This is a genomic window from Jeotgalicoccus saudimassiliensis (assembly GCF_000756715.1).
Classification (GTDB): Bacteria; Bacillota; Bacilli; order Staphylococcales; family Salinicoccaceae; genus Jeotgalicoccus; species Jeotgalicoccus saudimassiliensis.
In genome coordinates this window covers 666,475-681,839 of sequence record NZ_CCSE01000001.1, presented here as the reverse complement: position 1 = coordinate 681,839, position 15,365 = coordinate 666,475, and the positions used below count along the sequence as shown (strand labels likewise).

Sequence of the window (15,365 nt, the reverse complement as noted above, 5' to 3'; positions counted from 1 at the left end):
AGACAAATGGCATTGTATGATTATCTTTCAAGCCGCTGCCTGCAGGAATTAGCACAGTACTTAAAAAGCCTGCTGCTGAGATTTCACAGGGCCTGATCCCTCCGTCTCTCTGGATAATTTTCTTATTTAATTGTATTTCATACTAGAGCAACACGATTTAATTGTCAAACAATTTTTAATAATTTGTTTTTATCAGGTTTTGACTGCCCCTTTATATATAAACTTCCCCCGGCAGTGTCTGCATATATAGCGCTTGTTATAACCTTTAACACGTTTCGTAAATTGATAGCCGCACGTTCTGCATTCGTATAAATGAGACTCTCCTTTATATTGATAAGTTCGCGTTTTAGAAATACCGAGACGGTCAAGCGTCTCATTAAATTCACTGTCAGAATCTCTGTACGGTTTTCTTTTGGTATACAGTGCATAGTGGACACATTCGTGAAACAGTACATCGATAACAGCTGATTCATCATTATGTTCGATAAATGTATGGGACATAACGATTTCCTGTGAAATGACTTTACCGTCCCGCATTTTAATCTGAAATGCGCCTAATTTTGATTTCATCCGCTTAGATATTCGGAGTGGTATTTCAAGTCTGAGATTGAAATTTTCCAGCAGAAATTTATCAGCAGTATTATGTAATTGTTCGGCGTTCATAATATACTCACCTTCTCAGCTGTATTAACTATCTAAAAAAAGACAACAAAAAAGGGAGATCAAAGTCTCCCTAACAGATAAATAATATAATATGATATCTAGGCCATAGGCACTATCGAAGAACGAGTTAGTTAATGATATGAAGAGTATAGCTTTAACTTGTGTGTGTTCGTTCTGTTATGTATTTCTTAATGTATTCTCATTATAATTTAATGTTCGGAACATTTCAAGGTTATCGGGCAAATTCTTTCGCTTTGTAACGTGTTTGTAATATTCATGGTAATTTTTCATTGAAATAGGTTTTATATAGTGTAATTATTAACTATAGTCATTTGAATTGCAACCCGTACCTGAAATTAAACTGAAAATATTTCATAAATACTATTTACTTACTGCGACCACTATATGCATATCCACCGTAATATCCTTATCCCCTCTTCTGATAAAATCAGCTGTCTGGCTGTCATCTGCATGCCAGCCGAGCGGCGACATCGTAATCAGATCTTTAAGGCCGACTGCATTCAGGGATTTCGTGTAGGTGATACGTTCTTCACTCACCACGGTAACATTTCTCTTCATCAATTCAAGTGTGTCATTATTCTCATATTCACTTTCCCCGGTACTGCTGAACAGTTCGTTACGCAGTTCTTTCAAATAACTGCTGCCGGGAATTACTTTGATTATTATACCGTCCCCCGTCAGAATCCTTGTGAACTCTGAATAGTTCGCAGGTGACAGAAAGTTTAATATAAATTTGCAGGAATCACCGGCTAACGGCGGATTCGCAAGATCACCGACAACCCAAACATATCCGGCATAGTTTTTAGCGGCCATCAGGACACCTTCTTTTGAAATATCCAGACCGATACCGGTAAGCATGTCTCCATCAATTTTGTGCAGAATTTTATTTAAATGAGAGCCCTCTCCGGAGCCGGCATCAAACAGCACCCCATCCCTCAAGGACTTCTTCATAATAATTTCAGCAATTCTGTCGTGTATCGGACCGTACAGATCAACGTCACTGATAATTCTCTCACGGGAATCAAATAAAGCGTCGTCGTACTGTGTATTGACCGGCTTTTTCAGCATATTGACGTATCCCTGCTTTGCAAAATCAAAAGTATGATTATTAATGCAGACCAGACTCTTAAGATCTTTTACTTCCATACTTTCGTGGCAATGCGGACATCTTAACTCACCGCTTATACTTTGTGCCAGTGATGCGTTTCTTTCTCTTTTCTTCATTATATATCCCCTGCCGTGTTCATAATTTCAAAACAATTATAACATACAGACTTTGTTAAAAATTCATTTTTACAGTCAGTTTCCGTTTGTTAATTTTTTGTAAATGTCATGCGTGCAGTTTAAAAGCAGCTGCAAACATGGTACGTTTGATTAAGAATACATATACAGGAGATATCAATGAATAAATTAAGAATACTTTTTGAAATATTACTGGTTTCAACCAGACTCGGTCTGACGTCGTTCGGCGGTCCGACTGCCCATCTCGGTTATTTCCATACCGAATATGTCCGTCGTAAAAAATGGATGGATGAGAAAAGCTATGCTGATCTGGTCGCACTTTCACAGTTCTTACCGGGTCCTGCATCCAGTCAGGTCGGTATCGGCGTCGGGGTAATGCGCGGCGGTGTCCTTGGCGGGCTCACGTCTTTTATCGGCTTTACTTTACCATCCGTTATCGTACTGATGATTTTCGCTTCACTCCTGACGACATTTGATATCGCTGATGCAGGCTGGATTCACGGTTTGAAAATAGTGGCTGTCGTTATTGTTGCCCATGCAATTATGGGGATGAGCAAAAATCTTGCTCCTGATATTAAAAGAAAAGTCATTGCACTGCTCGCACTTATCGGAACACTTTTATTCCAGTCGGTGTTTACACAGGTCGGGGTTATCCTGATCGCAGCATTAATTGGTTATATTATTTTTAAAGACCATGAAGATGATGGCAAAAAAGCAGCGTCATTTCCAATTAAGAAACGCTTCTCGGCAATTTGTTTAATGTTGTTTTTCATACTGCTGTTTGCACTGCCTGCCTTCCGTGAACTGACAGGTTCATACTGGGTGGCAGTCATCGACAGTTTCTACAGAGCAGGTGCACTCGTGTTCGGCGGCGGACACGTTGTTCTTCCGTTACTCGAACAGGAACTGGTACCGATGGGATGGATTACTGCTGAAGAGTTCCTCGCAGGATACGGTGCTACACAGGCTGTACCCGGGCCGCTCTTTACATTCGCTGCATACCTCGGCACAGTGATGAACGGCTGGACTGGCGGGCTGATTGCTACAGCTGCAATATTCCTGCCGGCATTCCTGTTAATATTAGGCACATTGCCATTTTGGGATATACTTCGCAACAACGATAAAGTTAAAGGTGCTGTTATGGGTGTCAATGCTGCAGTAATTGGTATTTTAATATCTGCACTTTACACACCGATCTGGACCAGCTCCATTTTAAAACCGGTCGACTTTGCACTGGCAGCAATATTATTTGTAATGCTCGTCCACTTTAAACTCCCGCCGTGGGTAATCGTGGTCACAGGTGCAGCCGGCGGTATGCTGATTGGATTTATGTAAATAATTAAAAGTATCTGCAAACTTAGATTTGCAGATACTTTTTTTATGCTTATAATTTTTTCGTATATGACACTATCTCTTCTATTATCTCCGCTGCACTCTGTTCTTTCACAACCGGACGCAGGTTTTGTCCTGCCCACAATGACATGTATTCACCGTTATTAATTTTCTGTGCGCCGGACCTGACACTTTTAGTTGCAGAGTTCTGATATGGATATGGCAGCGGAGCTATCGTAAATTCTTCTATAAATGTATTGCGTATGCCACGCGCCGGCCTTCCGGAAAACACTCTGGTAATGACGGTGTCATCTTCATTACTGTTGAACAGCTTATGTTTATAAGCCTGATGAATGCCCGCTTCTTCTGCCGATAAAAACCTCGTGCCTATTTGAACTCCCGACGCACCAAGTGCCAGTGCTGCAGCCAGACTTCTGCCGTCATTAACCCCTCCCGCTGCAACGACAGGAACCTTTACATTGTCAGCGACCTGCGGCACAAGAGAGAATGTTCCGACATCAGCACCGTTTTTGTGTTTGGTTAAATCAAATGTACTCCTGTGACCGCCGGCATCAGCGCCCTGCGCTATGATGACATCCACACCGTTCTGTTCAGCAAGTACCGCTTCGTCAACAGTTGTCACCATCGATGTAATAACCAGCCCCTTGTCTTTAGCCGCTTTTACTTTATCTTCACAGAGAATACCGAAAGCTGTACTGATGACCGGAACTTTTTCTTCTATTAATACTTTAAATTGTTCTTCAAAATAATCAGCTGCATTAAACTGAATATCCTCTTTATTTATACCGAGTCTCTTCCCTATTCTGACGAGTTCTTCTTTCACTTTATCTTTCATGTCCTGATCCGGTTCAGCCCCGATATCCACACAAAATAAGTTCACGGCAAACGGCTTTTCTGTCAGCTCCCGTATATTACGCACGGCCTGTTTAATATCTTCAGGCTTCATATAGGCAGCGCCGAGCGTACCGAGTCCGCCTGCATTGCTGACATTTGCAACCAGCTCCGGTGTTGTCGCACCCCCGGCCATCCCCGCCTGGATAATCGGATATTCTATATGTAGCAGACTGCAGAGTTCGGTGTTCAGATTCATTTAACCATCCCCTTTTATTACTATTAAGACAATCTTAGTTTAAAATTATACAAATCAACAGTAAAAGACTCCATTCTGATTTTCAAAATGGAGTCTTCACTATATTATTCAGGTGTTTTTGAACTGTTCATGCCGGTAACAATATCCATAATATTGTAGTCCACAATCCGCGGATGTTTACCATCAAGCTCTGCTATTTTTTGCATGTCGGATGCATCCAGTTTAAAGTCATGTACATCGAGGTTTTCTTCCATGCGCTCTCTGCGGACAGATTTTGGAATAATAACAATGTCCTGTTCCAGGTGCCATCTTAAAATAACCTGTGCGACTGTTTTGTTGTACTTCGCGGCAATTTCGTTCAGCATTTCATCTTCAAGAATGCCGTGCTTCGCTTCAGCAAGCGGTCCCCATGATTCCACCTGTACACCGTATTCCTGCATCACTTTCTGCGCTTCTTTCTGCTGCAGGAATGGATGAAGCTCTATCTGGTTTAATGCCGGTACCACTTCATTGTTAACGATTAAATCAACAAGACGTGTCGAATCGAAGTTCGATACACCGATTGCTTTAATTTTACCTTCTTTATAAAGTTCTTCCAGTGCACGCCATGATCCGTAATAGTCGCCGAGGGGCTGGTGTATTAAATATAAATCCAGATAATCTGTACCGAGTTTATTTAAAGTTTTTTCAAACGCTGCCTTAGCTTTCTCATATCCCTGGTCTGCAACCCACAGTTTACTCGTCAGGAAAATTTCTTCACGCGGCACACCGCTTTTTTTAATTGCGCTGCCGACGCCTTCTTCATTACCGTATGTTGCTGCGGTATCGAGACTGCGGTATCCTATCTCCAGTGCGTCAAGAACACAGCGTTCTGTCTCCTCAGGTTTAACCTGGAATACACCGTATCCTTCTATCGGCATTTCAATACCATTATTTAATTTAACATGCTGCATATAAATACCTCCGGTAAAAAATAATATAAATATCTTTCTGTTTCATTATACAGAAATATGTCAAGGCAGCACAGAATACAGCATACAAATAACAGATATTCCCACCGTAATTTTTAAATGATAAACACCTCAAAAAGCTCCTCTGCCAAAATACAGAGGAGCTTTTACAGTCAAACGTTATTATTTAGTTACCAGGTGGTTAAGTGTGCGGATCAGCTGTGCAGTGTAGGACATTTCATTGTCATACCATGCAACGGCTCTAACAAGCTGTTTACCGCCGACTTCAAGGACACGCGTCTGTGTCGCATCAAACAGTGAACCTTCTTTAATACCGATAATATCTGCTGAAACTATTTCATCTTCGTTGTAACCGAATGAAGGGTTTGCTGCATTTTTCATTGCAGTGTTCACATCTTCAACTGAAACATTTTTGTTTAGTGTTACAGTCACTTCAGTTAATGAACCAGTTGCCACCGGCACACGCTGTGCACCGCCGTCCAGTTTACCTTTAAGTTCAGGAAGCACCAGACCGATTGCTTTTGCAGCACCAGTAGAGTTCGGTACGATATTTTCTGCTGCTGCACGTGCACGGCGGAAGTCACCTTTTGCATGCGGGGCATCCAGTGTATTCTGATCACCAGTATATGCGTGAATTGTAGTCATCAGACCCTGCTCGATTCCAAACTCATCATTCAGCACTTTCACAACAGGCGCCAGACAGTTTGTCGTACATGATGCTGCTGAAACAATGTCTTCAGTACCATCAAGTGTACTTTCGTTTACACCGTAAACAATTGTTTTCATATCACCTTTACCGGGTGCCGAAATTAATACTTTTTCAGCCCCTGCATCAAGGTGTTTTCTCGCGTCTTTTTCTTCAGTAAAGAATCCAGTACATTCAAGTACTATGTCGATATCAAGTTCGCCCCATGGTAAATTCGCGGGATCTTTCTCAGTAAATGATTTTACTTCTTTACCGTTAATTTTAAAGCCGTGCTCTGATACTTCAATTTCACCGTCAAAACGTCCCTGCGTTGAATCGTATTTAAATAAGTGTGCTAAAAAGTCATCATCAGTTAAGTCGTTAACTGCCACTACTTCCATGTCCTCATAATTTTGAATCTCTCTCGCTGCAAGTCTTCCGATTCTTCCAAATCCGTTAATTGCTACTCTAACCATTTAAATGGCCTCCCTTATATTATCCTAATAAATATTCTGCGAGCACTTCATCAATAAATAAAATTGTATTTTGCGGTGCCAGTTTTAAATAAGCTTTAACTGCTTCTTTTTTGCCGCTTCCGCCTGCAACAGCGAAAATAGCATCTTTATCTTTAAGGTCTTCAAGTTGTAATCCAATCGTATCGACCTTGTGAACTATATTTCCATCGGCATCAAAGTAAAATCCGAAACCTTCTCCGACAGCATTGCGGTTTTGCAGTTTCGATATAACTTCGCCGGACACATTTCTACGCTCCGCCATCTGCAGTGCATCACCGATTCCGTGAATGACAATTGAAGAACGGTTGTTCAATTCGATAATTTCCCTGACCATCGGTTCTTCTTTAAGTAACTCAAGCGATGCTTTACTGATACTGTCCGGTGCATAGAGCATGCGGTGTTCCCCATTTGCAGCTGCTGCAAGCCGGCTGACAATTGAGTTCGCCTGTAATGCAGCATCTTCACCAAGTCCGCCCCGTGCAGGAATAAACAGTAAATCCTGAAATCCGGGTTTTAAAAATTTACTTACCAGTGCCATAGTTGAACCGCCGGCGACTGAAACAACCATGCCGTCTGTCAGGTTCGATGTCAGTTTCTCAGCCATTAATCTTGCGAGTTCTTCTTTAACCAGAACGTTGTGATCGGCATCGCCTCTTACGACATATATATCTTTTAAAGAATATTTTTCTGTCAGCTGTGCTGCGAGATCATCCCGGCTTTCGATTAATGTCAGAAACGGCTCGACATCAGTTAAAGTCTGTCGGCCTGCTGCTGAAATCGAAATACCTTTCGACTCTACTTTAATTAAATTTAATTCCAACAGGTTATCCACTTCACTGCGCAGAACTCTTTCAGTCATTCCGAGTTCTTTGGCAAGTGACCTTCTGCCTATCGGCTCTTCATTTCTAATACATGTCAGTATATTTATCCTTTTGAGCATGTGAGACAGCATATCCGGTACAAGACTCTTCTGTGTTTCAATCAGACTCTGCCACATTGATTCAATCACCTCACAATCTATCGGGTCATTATTTGTCCCATCAGGGACTGTTTACACCAATAATATATCAGAGATGGATAGGTAAATACAATACATTTACTTATTTTATGATAATATTTTCTTATATAAACAAATAACAAAGATAAGACAGCATATCCGGTACAAGACTCTTCTGTGTTTCAATCAGACTCTGCCACATTGATTCAATCCCCTCACAATCTATCGGTTCATTATTTGTCCCATCAGGGACTGTTTACACAAATAATATATCAGAGATGGATAGGAAAATACAATACATTTACTTATTTTATGATAATATTTTCTTATATAAAAAAATAAAAAAGAAAAGAACCGCCGTATAATTGATACGGCGGTTGAATTCATGCATCACCAGTCCGATGCATAATACAGCTTATATTTACTGTAATCTATAAATTTTGCATGATAAAAATCTATCGCTGCCTGATTTACATAAGAATGATAAAGTCGGTCATACTCATATGTACCAAAAAACGGTCCCGGGTACGAAGGCAGCAGCAGATTCGCTTTTTCCGGAGAATATCTTATTTCATTCAGCCGGATATATAAGTCCGCTATTATGTCTTCTTTTAAAAGTATCTTCCCCGGGTTCGCTATATTATAGTTCTGCTCAAAATAACCCTGGAGTGCATTAAACTTTCTATAATAACTGTATTCAATTATTTCACCCGTTTCGACATCTTCAAGTAGCAAATACATGTCCAGTCCCATACATCAGCCTCCATTAAATATAGTTCATTTCTTTCAGCGATACGTATTTGCCGTCACCGATAATTATATGATCCAGAAAGTCCACACCTATCAGCTCACCGCATTCTTTTAACCGTTTTGTTACTTCAATATCTTCCTGAGACGGGGTCGGATCTCCGCTTGGATGATTGTGCACGCATACAAATGCAGCGGCACTCCTTTTAACAGCTTCCCGGAATATTTCACGCGGATGTACGATGCTGGAATTCAGCGAACCGATGAACAGCGTTTTTTCTTCTATCACCATATTTTTAGTCGTTAAATAAAGAACGATAAAATGCTCCTGATTATAATATCTGACCTTTTCCATTAAAATGTCCGTGACGTCTTTTGGAGACCGGATATACTTATCCTCTTCTCTTGAATGAGTATGCATTCTGACTGCAAGTTCTATGAATGCAAGTATAGTAATCGCCTTAGCCTTGCCGATACCGCTAATCGCGGTCAGTTCTTCAAACGTTATATCCCTGAGTTCACGGACCGATTGTAAATCCTTCAGTATTTTATTCGCGAGACTGATACTCGATTCATTGCGGTTTCCGGTATTAATCAGTATCGCCAGCAATTCCTGGTTCGTTAATTTATCGGGACCGTAATTAATTAATCGCTCCCGGGGTTTATCAGAATTATGCATTTCTCTAATTAGCAGTTCTCCAGTCATTAAAACCCTCCATAGTAAATATCGATAAAATCAGCGTACAGATAAAATGTCGTAAACAAACCTGCAGCTACAAACGGTACAAGTGGTACTTTCGTTATGCGCGAAGCTTCAAAAAGATCCAGTATAATTACAGAAATCCCTCCGATTATATATGTAAACAGGAATGTAAAAATGAAAAAGTCAAAAGGCGTAATCATCGTTAATATTGAAAACAGCTGAATGTCACCGTAACCGATTTTGTCTTTAAACAGCATATAAAAAATATGAAGTATGATTACGGTCAGAAAGTCGATACTGATATCCATATGCTCGAGTTTTGTTAAGTACAGTCCGCACACAAACAGTAATACCAGCATATGCGTCGGAATAAGAAGTGTATCGAAATCATAAACAGCAAGAGGAATGAGAATGCTGACGAGCAGATAATACAGAAGCATATTGTCGTAACCCAGCGGAACGATTAACGGCATAACAAACAGCATAATCGTTATTACTTCTACCAGCAGGTAGTTAATGGACACTCTGCTGTGACAATGACTGCAGCGTCCGCGGTTTTTTAAATAGCTGATGACAGGAATCAGATCTGTGACCTTTAAATGGTTAGAACACGAATCACAACGGCTTCTTCTCGTTAAAAAGGAAATACTGTCCGACTGTGTCAGTGCGTAAATGAAAGATGCAACCAGGCCGCCCATAACAATAATAAGAGACATATTTAACCTCCAGCTCGTGATGATTACAATATAAACTTCCGTTAAATTGTTGTAAAACCGCATAAATTTAATATTTGTCTGCGGATTTGTACAGTTTTGAAATATTTGTATTGAAATAGCTTAGAAAGAAGAAAACCGGGGAGTAAAAAAGAGATTTCGTAAAACCGCGGAATATTTAAATAAAAAATATCCCGCAATCTGTCCGGGCAGATTGCGGGATTAATTGTTACATCATGTCAGATTACTCATAGATTCCCTGCGGCACCGTAATACCGTCGTCAAATTCACCGTAGTTATCAAGGATTGAAGATACTTCAATATACAGTTCTTCCCCTTCCGTTACACCCGGCGCATATGACAGATAGGCAATTTTCAGAAGCTCATTGCTTTCTTTATCAACAACACCCACTACACCATTTTTCTGCTGCTCAAGGTCAGCGTTCGTAAATTGAACATTAAACAATGTACCAAATGTGTCATGCAGTGCCTCCTCTGTACCGATATTGTGAAGGTAATAGTATTCATCATCTTCTGAAACATTCATTACGTCAGCACTGTCCACAAATGCATCATACAGATTTGAGTAGGATGCATAGTACACTTCCTCCGGATCAGCCTGACCTGTGTAGTCATTCCACATACCGCTTTCATACACAAACAATGAATCAGTGTTTGCGTAGGCATATGGCACTATTGTATCCTGCGCCTGATCATACATACCTGATAAAATTTCAAATTCATCAGACTCATCGATTTCTGCAGTCAGACCCACAGAGTCGCTGTCTGCCGGCTGATCAGAATCACCGGTAAAGACATTAATTACCATAAACGTTTCAGCATAATAAGTTGAAACATCTTCTTTTGCCATCAGAATATCTTCAACTGCGGCATCCGATTCTTCGGCACTGTCAAGAAGTGCTCCAATACCTGAGTTTAATTCGAACATTGAAGTCATTTCGGTACCATCAAGACCGGTCACTGTTTCTTCCGTCACATCAAAATTAATACCAACCGGCTCAGATTCACCTGTTACGTCAGAATCAGAGTCCGATGTCAGGCTGTCTTCTGAGTCAGCTGAATCAGTATCCGTTTCTGAAGACGAGGCATCTGATGAATCTTCTTCTTCAGTTCCTTCTTCACTTTCAGATTCGTCAGTTTCTTCGTCAGACTCTTCATTTTCTGCAGAGTCATCTCTGTCACTGTCTTCTGATCCTCTGTCTTCTCCCGTTGTATCTTCTGTTTCTTCAGTAGATTCTTCCCCTGATGTATCACCTTCTGAGTCTGATTCAGATTCTGAATCGGTGCCTTCAGTGTCAGTTTCTGCTTCTTCATCTGCACCTGTACCTTCTTTGTCATCTACAGATGCGTCAGACGCATCATCTTCCGTCTCTTCTACTCCTTCTGTACCATCATCCGCCGGTTCTTCCGTTTCATTGCTTCCACACCCTGCTAAAAATAAGAAACTCGCAAATAACAATAATAGATACCTGATAAATATCCTCTCCTTATTTTTAAGTTAAATAACTTATTTTATATAATTTTACATTCCCTAAAAATTTCTCCATAAACGAAAATCGTCATAATTACGACATAATTGTAATTTTAAACTTAAATTTCAGAATAAATAATTAAATTTGTTATTTAATTTTTCCAGTGATAAACTTATGCCATATATATAAAGGGGGAGTTAATGATGAGCTTAAAAGCAAAGCTTTTCAGTAAACTGGAATCAAAAGAACAGGAAATGATTGAAACGAGAAGGCATCTGCACGCCAACCCGGAACTTTCATTTAAAGAAGAAAATACAGCAAAGTTTATCGAAGACTTTTATAAAGACAAGGATGTTAAAGTTACGGCCAATGTTGGAAACGGTTACGGAATTATTGTTGAAATTAACGGCAAGTCTGCCGGCCGTACAATCGGTCTCCGTGCCGACTTCGATGCACTGCCGATTCATGAAGAGGCAGACGTTCCTTTCAAGTCTAAAAACGACGGCGTCATGCACGCGTGCGGACACGATGTACATACCGCTTACCTGCTCCATTTGGGTGAAGCACTGATTGAATTAAAAGATGAATGGAACGGCACAATTAAACTCATTCATCAACACGCCGAAGAAGTTCCGCCGGGCGGTGCAAAAAGCATCGTAGAGTCGGGGATTCTCGATGATCTGGATGAAGTGTACGGCATTCATATTTTCCCAATGCTCGATGTGGGCCAGGTCGGACTGATTTCAGGCAACTCAATGGCAGGTCGTTCAAACTTCGACTTAACGATCCAGGGTTCAGGCGGACACGGTGCGATGCCGCATACGACGCACGACGCGCTCGTTGCCGGCTCATATTTTGTTGCCGAAGCACAGACAATCGTTTCGCGCCGTATGAATCCGATGGATTCTGTCGTCGTATCCGTGACAGCATTTGATGCGCCGGGCGGCTACAACGTTATTCAGGACAAAGTGACACTGCGCGGAACTGTACGTTACTTAGATGAAGACAACAAAGTACCTGCTTATGAGGCAATGAAGAAAATCGCTGCAGGTATCGAAAGTTCATTTGATGTTAAATGTGAGCTGGATTATGTCTATGACTACCCTGTTGCATACAACCATCCTGACGAAACTCAGTATGTCGAAGATATTCTGTCGGAAAGTCTCGGTTCGTACATAACTGAAATTGTACATCCGAAACCGTCAAGCGGTTCCGAAGACTTCGCCTACTACACACAAAAAATACCTGGAACATTTATCCATGTAGGATCGAAACCTGAAGGTGTAGAAAACCCTTATCCGAACCACCATCCTAAATTCGACGTTCATGAAGGTTCACTTCTGATCAGCGCCAAAACACTGGGAGATGTCGTGATCGGACGTCTGGAAGCTTAATGTAATTTAAAAAACAAACATAAACAAAGGGGCTTGATTACATGACAGGTATGGATTTTGCCAACTCGCCTATTATTTGGACATTTGCAGCCGCAATAATAGTGCTGGTTATTTTTCAGGCATTTAAATTTTTATCATTATCAAAAAAAGCAGCCAGAGACGCTGGCATCAGCGAAGACAACATTAAACGTGCAATTAAAACCGGAAGCATCACCGCAATTGGACCGTCGATCGGAATTATCATCGTTGCGGTTTCACTGATTTCATTAATTGGTAACCCGTTGACACTGATGAGAATCGGCGTTATCGGATCGGCACCGATTGAAAGTATGGGCGCCCAGCTCTCTGCTCAATCTGCAGGTGCGACATTGGCCGGTGACGGATTTACACCTGAAGTATTCAATCTGATTGTATGGACATTATGTATCGGCGGCGCCGGATGGATGGTATTTACATTCTTCGCTACGCCTTACTTAAGTAAAATTCAAGCTAAGTTAACTGAAAAACCAAAAGGTGAATATTTAATGGGAATCGTTGCCAGCGGAGCAATGATTGCAGTATTTGGTTCACTGACAGGTGCTGAAATGATAAAAGGCGCACCTTATATTTTCACGGCAATTGTGGCAGTAATTTCGTCGCTGACATTTAACTATATCGCAAATAAAAAAGGAATTAACTGGCTTAAAGAGTGGTCACTGGGATTTTCAATACTGATCAGTCTTGTTGCAGTTTATTTCTTTATATAAAACGGAGGGGTTTTTATGCAGGAGTTTAGAGCAGCCTCTCATAAATGGGGCCGTATCACTATAGGGCTTGGTATATTAATATCATTTTCCATGCCGCTTTACATTTCATTTGTTATGGGATTTCATCCCGGATTTTCATTAATTATTAACAGCTTTTTAGCATACGCTGCGGTCGTCGCTATCGTTTGGTTTTTAGAACCTATAATGTACTTTCCGGTACTCGGTGTTTCCGGGACATACGTCGCATTCTTTACAGGAAACATCTCGAACATGTGCCTTCCAGCAGTTGCATCATGCCAGGAAGCAGTCGGTGTTAAACCCGGGACAGATGAAGGAGAAATTGTCGGTACACTCGGAATCAGTGCAGCTTCACTCGTCAACAAAATTATACTGATTCCCGTAATCCTTGCAGGATTGTGGCTGTTAACGATCATACCCGAGAGCATTCAGGAAGTTTTCCCGTTCGTGCTGCCGGCAATATTCGGCGCGGTTTTAGCACAGTTCGCAGGAAAATTCCCAATGTACGGAGTCATCGCACTCGGTGTTGGAATACTCATTAACATGTCAGCTCTGCCATTGTTCTCTAAGAACGTTCTGTGTATTGTTATTCTGATTGCAGTCATGCTGACAGTGAATAAGATGAAAAACAAAGAAGCAAGTGCTTAAAATTGTGATTAATGCCCCGGAAACTCAGTTTTCGGGGTGTTTTTATGTCATATGATCAGGTTAATTGACAACGGAAGATGCCTGTTGTCAATTGAGAAATGGTCGGCTCACAACGGCCGGGCACCGTTGTTAATCAAACTCGCCCGGTTCACAACGGCCGGGCACCGTTGTTAATCAAACTCGCCCGGTTCACAACGGCCGGGCACCGTTGTTAATCAAACTCGCCCGGTTCACAACGGCGGATTACCGTTGTCAATCGAACTCCCTCGGTTTACAACACCGAATCACCGTTGTTAATCAGACCCTCCCGGTTCACAACGGCCGGGCACCGTTGTTAATCAAACCACCCCGGTTCACAACGGCCGGCCACCGTTGTTAATCAAACCACCCCGGTTCACAACGGCGGATTACCGTTGTCAATCGAACTCCCTCGGTTTACAACACCGAATCACCGTTGTTAATCAAATCACCCCGGTTTACAACACCGGGCCACCGTTGTTAATCAAATCACCCCGGTTTACAACACCGAATCACCGTTGTTAATCAAACCACCCCGGTTCACAACGGCAAATCACCGTTGTCAATCGAACCACCCCGGTTCACAACACCGGATCCCCGTTGTCATCCAACACCACCCCAAGCAAACACAAAAAACGGCACCTGTAAAAGGTGCCGCCCACATTAATAATTTATTATTGTAATTTGTTTATAACTGCCTCTGCAACAGCCTGAGATGAAGCAGGGTTTTGTCCTGTTACAAAGTTACCGCTCGTAACGACATTTTCTTCTCCAGCTTCGCCTTTAACAAAACCTGCTCCGTTTTCTTCAAGTTTTGTCTGCAGCATAAACGGCATGTATTCTGATAAATTCATTGAGTCTTCTTCAGCATTCGTAAATGATGTGAGTTTAACTCCATCTACTAAATATTTGCCGTCTTTAGTTTTTGCATCAGCAAATGCAGCCGGACCATGGCAGACTCCGCTGATAACTCTGCCGTTATCTTTAAAGTAGGCCATTATGTTTTGAATGTCTGCCTGACCCGGGAAGTCGAACATTGCCCCGTGACCGCCTGCCAGGAATATCGCATCGTAGTTTTCATATACGACGTCTTTCATTTTCAATGTATCCTGAAGCAGTTTCGTTACTTCCGTGAATTTTTCATCATCGTTTCCGCCTTCTACCGAATTCGGGTCTACAGGCACTGAACCGCCTTTAGGTGATGCTATATCAACTTTGAATCCTGCACTTTGAAATGCAATATACGGTTCGGCCGCTTCAGACAGCCACACTCCTGTCGGCATATTCTTGTTGCCTGCGATTGTATCAGCATTTGTAACCATAATTAATACAGATTTACTCATATTGA

General features: G+C 41.5%; 15 protein-coding genes and 1 riboswitch. Of the genes, 4 read left to right on the top strand and 11 right to left on the bottom strand.

The genetic code is table 11. The annotated features are described in order from the left end of the window. Positions 1 to 17 precede the first annotated feature (17 nt). Positions 18 to 120, bottom strand: a riboswitch (SAM riboswitch). 72 nt (positions 121 to 192) lie between these two features. Together RZ44_RS03240 and RZ44_RS03235 are read right to left on the bottom strand one after the other, a co-directional pair. Continuing rightward, on the bottom strand, positions 193 to 663 hold the full coding sequence (locus tag RZ44_RS03240; RefSeq protein WP_035808436.1) for a SprT-like domain-containing protein: 471 nt from the start codon (positions 661 to 663) through the stop codon (positions 193 to 195). A gap of 381 nt (positions 664 to 1,044) precedes the next feature. Continuing rightward, positions 1,045 to 1,908: a putative RNA methyltransferase gene (locus tag RZ44_RS03235; protein ID WP_035808434.1), complete on the bottom strand. Its 864-nt coding sequence runs from the start codon at positions 1,906 to 1,908 to the stop codon at positions 1,045 to 1,047. Between the two features lie 177 nt (positions 1,909 to 2,085). On the opposite strand from RZ44_RS03235, the gene RZ44_RS03230 reads away from it, so the two are divergent. Continuing rightward, the gene (locus RZ44_RS03230; RefSeq protein ID WP_035808431.1) at positions 2,086 to 3,261 is read left to right on the top strand and encodes a chromate transporter; all 1,176 of its coding nucleotides are present in this window, start codon (positions 2,086 to 2,088) and stop codon (positions 3,259 to 3,261) included. A 49-nt stretch (positions 3,262 to 3,310) separates the two neighbouring features. Here RZ44_RS03230 and RZ44_RS03225 read toward each other — a convergent pair whose 3' ends face one another. From RZ44_RS03225 to RZ44_RS03190, 8 genes are all read right to left on the bottom strand, one after another. After that, positions 3,311 to 4,369 carry an NAD(P)H-dependent flavin oxidoreductase gene (locus tag RZ44_RS03225; RefSeq protein WP_035808429.1) on the bottom strand — a complete coding sequence of 353 codons (1,059 nt, stop codon included), beginning with the start codon at positions 4,367 to 4,369 and terminating at the stop codon, positions 3,311 to 3,313. A gap of 104 nt (positions 4,370 to 4,473) precedes the next feature. Next, positions 4,474 to 5,322 (bottom strand): aldo/keto reductase, encoded by an 849-nt coding sequence (locus tag RZ44_RS03220; RefSeq protein WP_035808427.1) that lies wholly within the window; start codon positions 5,320 to 5,322, stop codon positions 4,474 to 4,476. A gap of 180 nt (positions 5,323 to 5,502) precedes the next feature. Next, positions 5,503 to 6,501, bottom strand: coding sequence for a type I glyceraldehyde-3-phosphate dehydrogenase (gene gap, locus RZ44_RS03215; protein WP_035808424.1), 999 nt, complete (start codon positions 6,499 to 6,501; stop codon positions 5,503 to 5,505). 19 nt (positions 6,502 to 6,520) lie between these two features. Beyond that, entirely contained in the window at positions 6,521 to 7,537 is a 1,017-nt protein-coding gene (locus RZ44_RS03210; protein WP_035808422.1) for a sugar-binding transcriptional regulator, read from the bottom strand. Positions 7,538 to 7,927: 390 nt separating this feature from the next. Then, positions 7,928 to 8,290, bottom strand: a complete 363-nt coding sequence (locus RZ44_RS03205; protein ID WP_035808420.1) for a hypothetical protein — start codon at positions 8,288 to 8,290, stop codon at positions 7,928 to 7,930. A 13-nt stretch (positions 8,291 to 8,303) separates the two neighbouring features. Beyond that, entirely contained in the window at positions 8,304 to 8,990 is a 687-nt protein-coding gene (gene radC / locus RZ44_RS03200; RefSeq protein WP_081962346.1) for a RadC family protein, read from the bottom strand. Further along, the gene (locus RZ44_RS03195; RefSeq protein WP_035808418.1) at positions 8,990 to 9,703 is read right to left on the bottom strand and encodes a prepilin peptidase; all 714 of its coding nucleotides are present in this window, start codon (positions 9,701 to 9,703) and stop codon (positions 8,990 to 8,992) included. Before RZ44_RS03195 ends, radC begins: the two co-directional genes overlap by 1 nt. Positions 9,704 to 9,944: 241 nt before the next feature. After that, positions 9,945 to 11,180 carry a hypothetical protein gene (locus RZ44_RS03190; protein ID WP_035808414.1) on the bottom strand — a complete coding sequence of 412 codons (1,236 nt, stop codon included), beginning with the start codon at positions 11,178 to 11,180 and terminating at the stop codon, positions 9,945 to 9,947. 216 nt (positions 11,181 to 11,396) lie between these two features. Here RZ44_RS03190 and RZ44_RS03185 point away from each other — a divergent pair, with 216 nt between their 5' ends. Genes RZ44_RS03185 through RZ44_RS03175 form a run of 3 tightly spaced genes read left to right on the top strand, consistent with a single transcriptional unit; the run spans position 11,397 to position 13,999 of the window. Then, positions 11,397 to 12,587 carry an amidohydrolase gene (locus RZ44_RS03185; protein WP_171816107.1) on the top strand — a complete coding sequence of 397 codons (1,191 nt, stop codon included), beginning with the start codon at positions 11,397 to 11,399 and terminating at the stop codon, positions 12,585 to 12,587. Between the two features lie 41 nt (positions 12,588 to 12,628). Beyond that, positions 12,629 to 13,333, top strand: coding sequence for a DUF5058 family protein (locus RZ44_RS03180; RefSeq protein ID WP_052108764.1), 705 nt, complete (start codon positions 12,629 to 12,631; stop codon positions 13,331 to 13,333). Between the two features lie 15 nt (positions 13,334 to 13,348). Then, the gene (locus tag RZ44_RS03175) at positions 13,349 to 13,999 is read left to right on the top strand and encodes a hypothetical protein (RefSeq protein WP_035808410.1); all 651 of its coding nucleotides are present in this window, start codon (positions 13,349 to 13,351) and stop codon (positions 13,997 to 13,999) included. A 692-nt stretch (positions 14,000 to 14,691) separates the two neighbouring features. Here the strand turns inward: RZ44_RS03175 and RZ44_RS03170 are convergent. Beyond that, a complete protein-coding gene (locus RZ44_RS03170) occupies positions 14,692 to 15,360 on the bottom strand; it encodes a type 1 glutamine amidotransferase domain-containing protein (protein WP_035808408.1) in 669 nt (222 codons plus the stop codon). Positions 15,361 to 15,365: the final 5 nt, after the last annotated feature.

Excerpts from the sequence above, each read along its gene's own strand:
- RZ44_RS03175 (WP_035808410.1), top strand. The coding sequence starts at position 13,349 with ATGCAGGAGTTTAGAGCAGCCTCTCATAAATGGGGCCGTATCACTATA.
- RZ44_RS03205 (WP_035808420.1), bottom strand. The coding sequence starts at position 8,290 with ATGGGACTGGACATGTATTTGCTACTTGAAGATGTCGAAACGGGTGAA.
- RZ44_RS03195 (WP_035808418.1), bottom strand. The coding sequence starts at position 9,703 with ATGTCTCTTATTATTGTTATGGGCGGCCTGGTTGCATCTTTCATTTAC.
- RZ44_RS03225 (WP_035808429.1), bottom strand. The coding sequence starts at position 4,369 with ATGAATCTGAACACCGAACTCTGCAGTCTGCTACATATAGAATATCCG.
- RZ44_RS03220 (WP_035808427.1), bottom strand. The coding sequence starts at position 5,322 with ATGCAGCATGTTAAATTAAATAATGGTATTGAAATGCCGATAGAAGGA.
- RZ44_RS03170 (WP_035808408.1), bottom strand. The coding sequence starts at position 15,360 with ATGAGTAAATCTGTATTAATTATGGTTACAAATGCTGATACAATCGCA.
- RZ44_RS03230 (WP_035808431.1), top strand. The coding sequence starts at position 2,086 with ATGAATAAATTAAGAATACTTTTTGAAATATTACTGGTTTCAACCAGA.
- RZ44_RS03185 (WP_171816107.1), top strand. The coding sequence starts at position 11,397 with ATGAGCTTAAAAGCAAAGCTTTTCAGTAAACTGGAATCAAAAGAACAG.
- RZ44_RS03180 (WP_052108764.1), top strand. The coding sequence starts at position 12,629 with ATGACAGGTATGGATTTTGCCAACTCGCCTATTATTTGGACATTTGCA.
- RZ44_RS03240 (WP_035808436.1), bottom strand. The coding sequence starts at position 663 with ATGAACGCCGAACAATTACATAATACTGCTGATAAATTTCTGCTGGAA.
- RZ44_RS03235 (WP_035808434.1), bottom strand. The coding sequence starts at position 1,908 with ATGAAGAAAAGAGAAAGAAACGCATCACTGGCACAAAGTATAAGCGGT.
- radC (WP_081962346.1), bottom strand. The coding sequence starts at position 8,990 with ATGACTGGAGAACTGCTAATTAGAGAAATGCATAATTCTGATAAACCC.
- gap (WP_035808424.1), bottom strand. The coding sequence starts at position 6,501 with ATGGTTAGAGTAGCAATTAACGGATTTGGAAGAATCGGAAGACTTGCA.
- RZ44_RS03210 (WP_035808422.1), bottom strand. The coding sequence starts at position 7,537 with ATGTGGCAGAGTCTGATTGAAACACAGAAGAGTCTTGTACCGGATATG.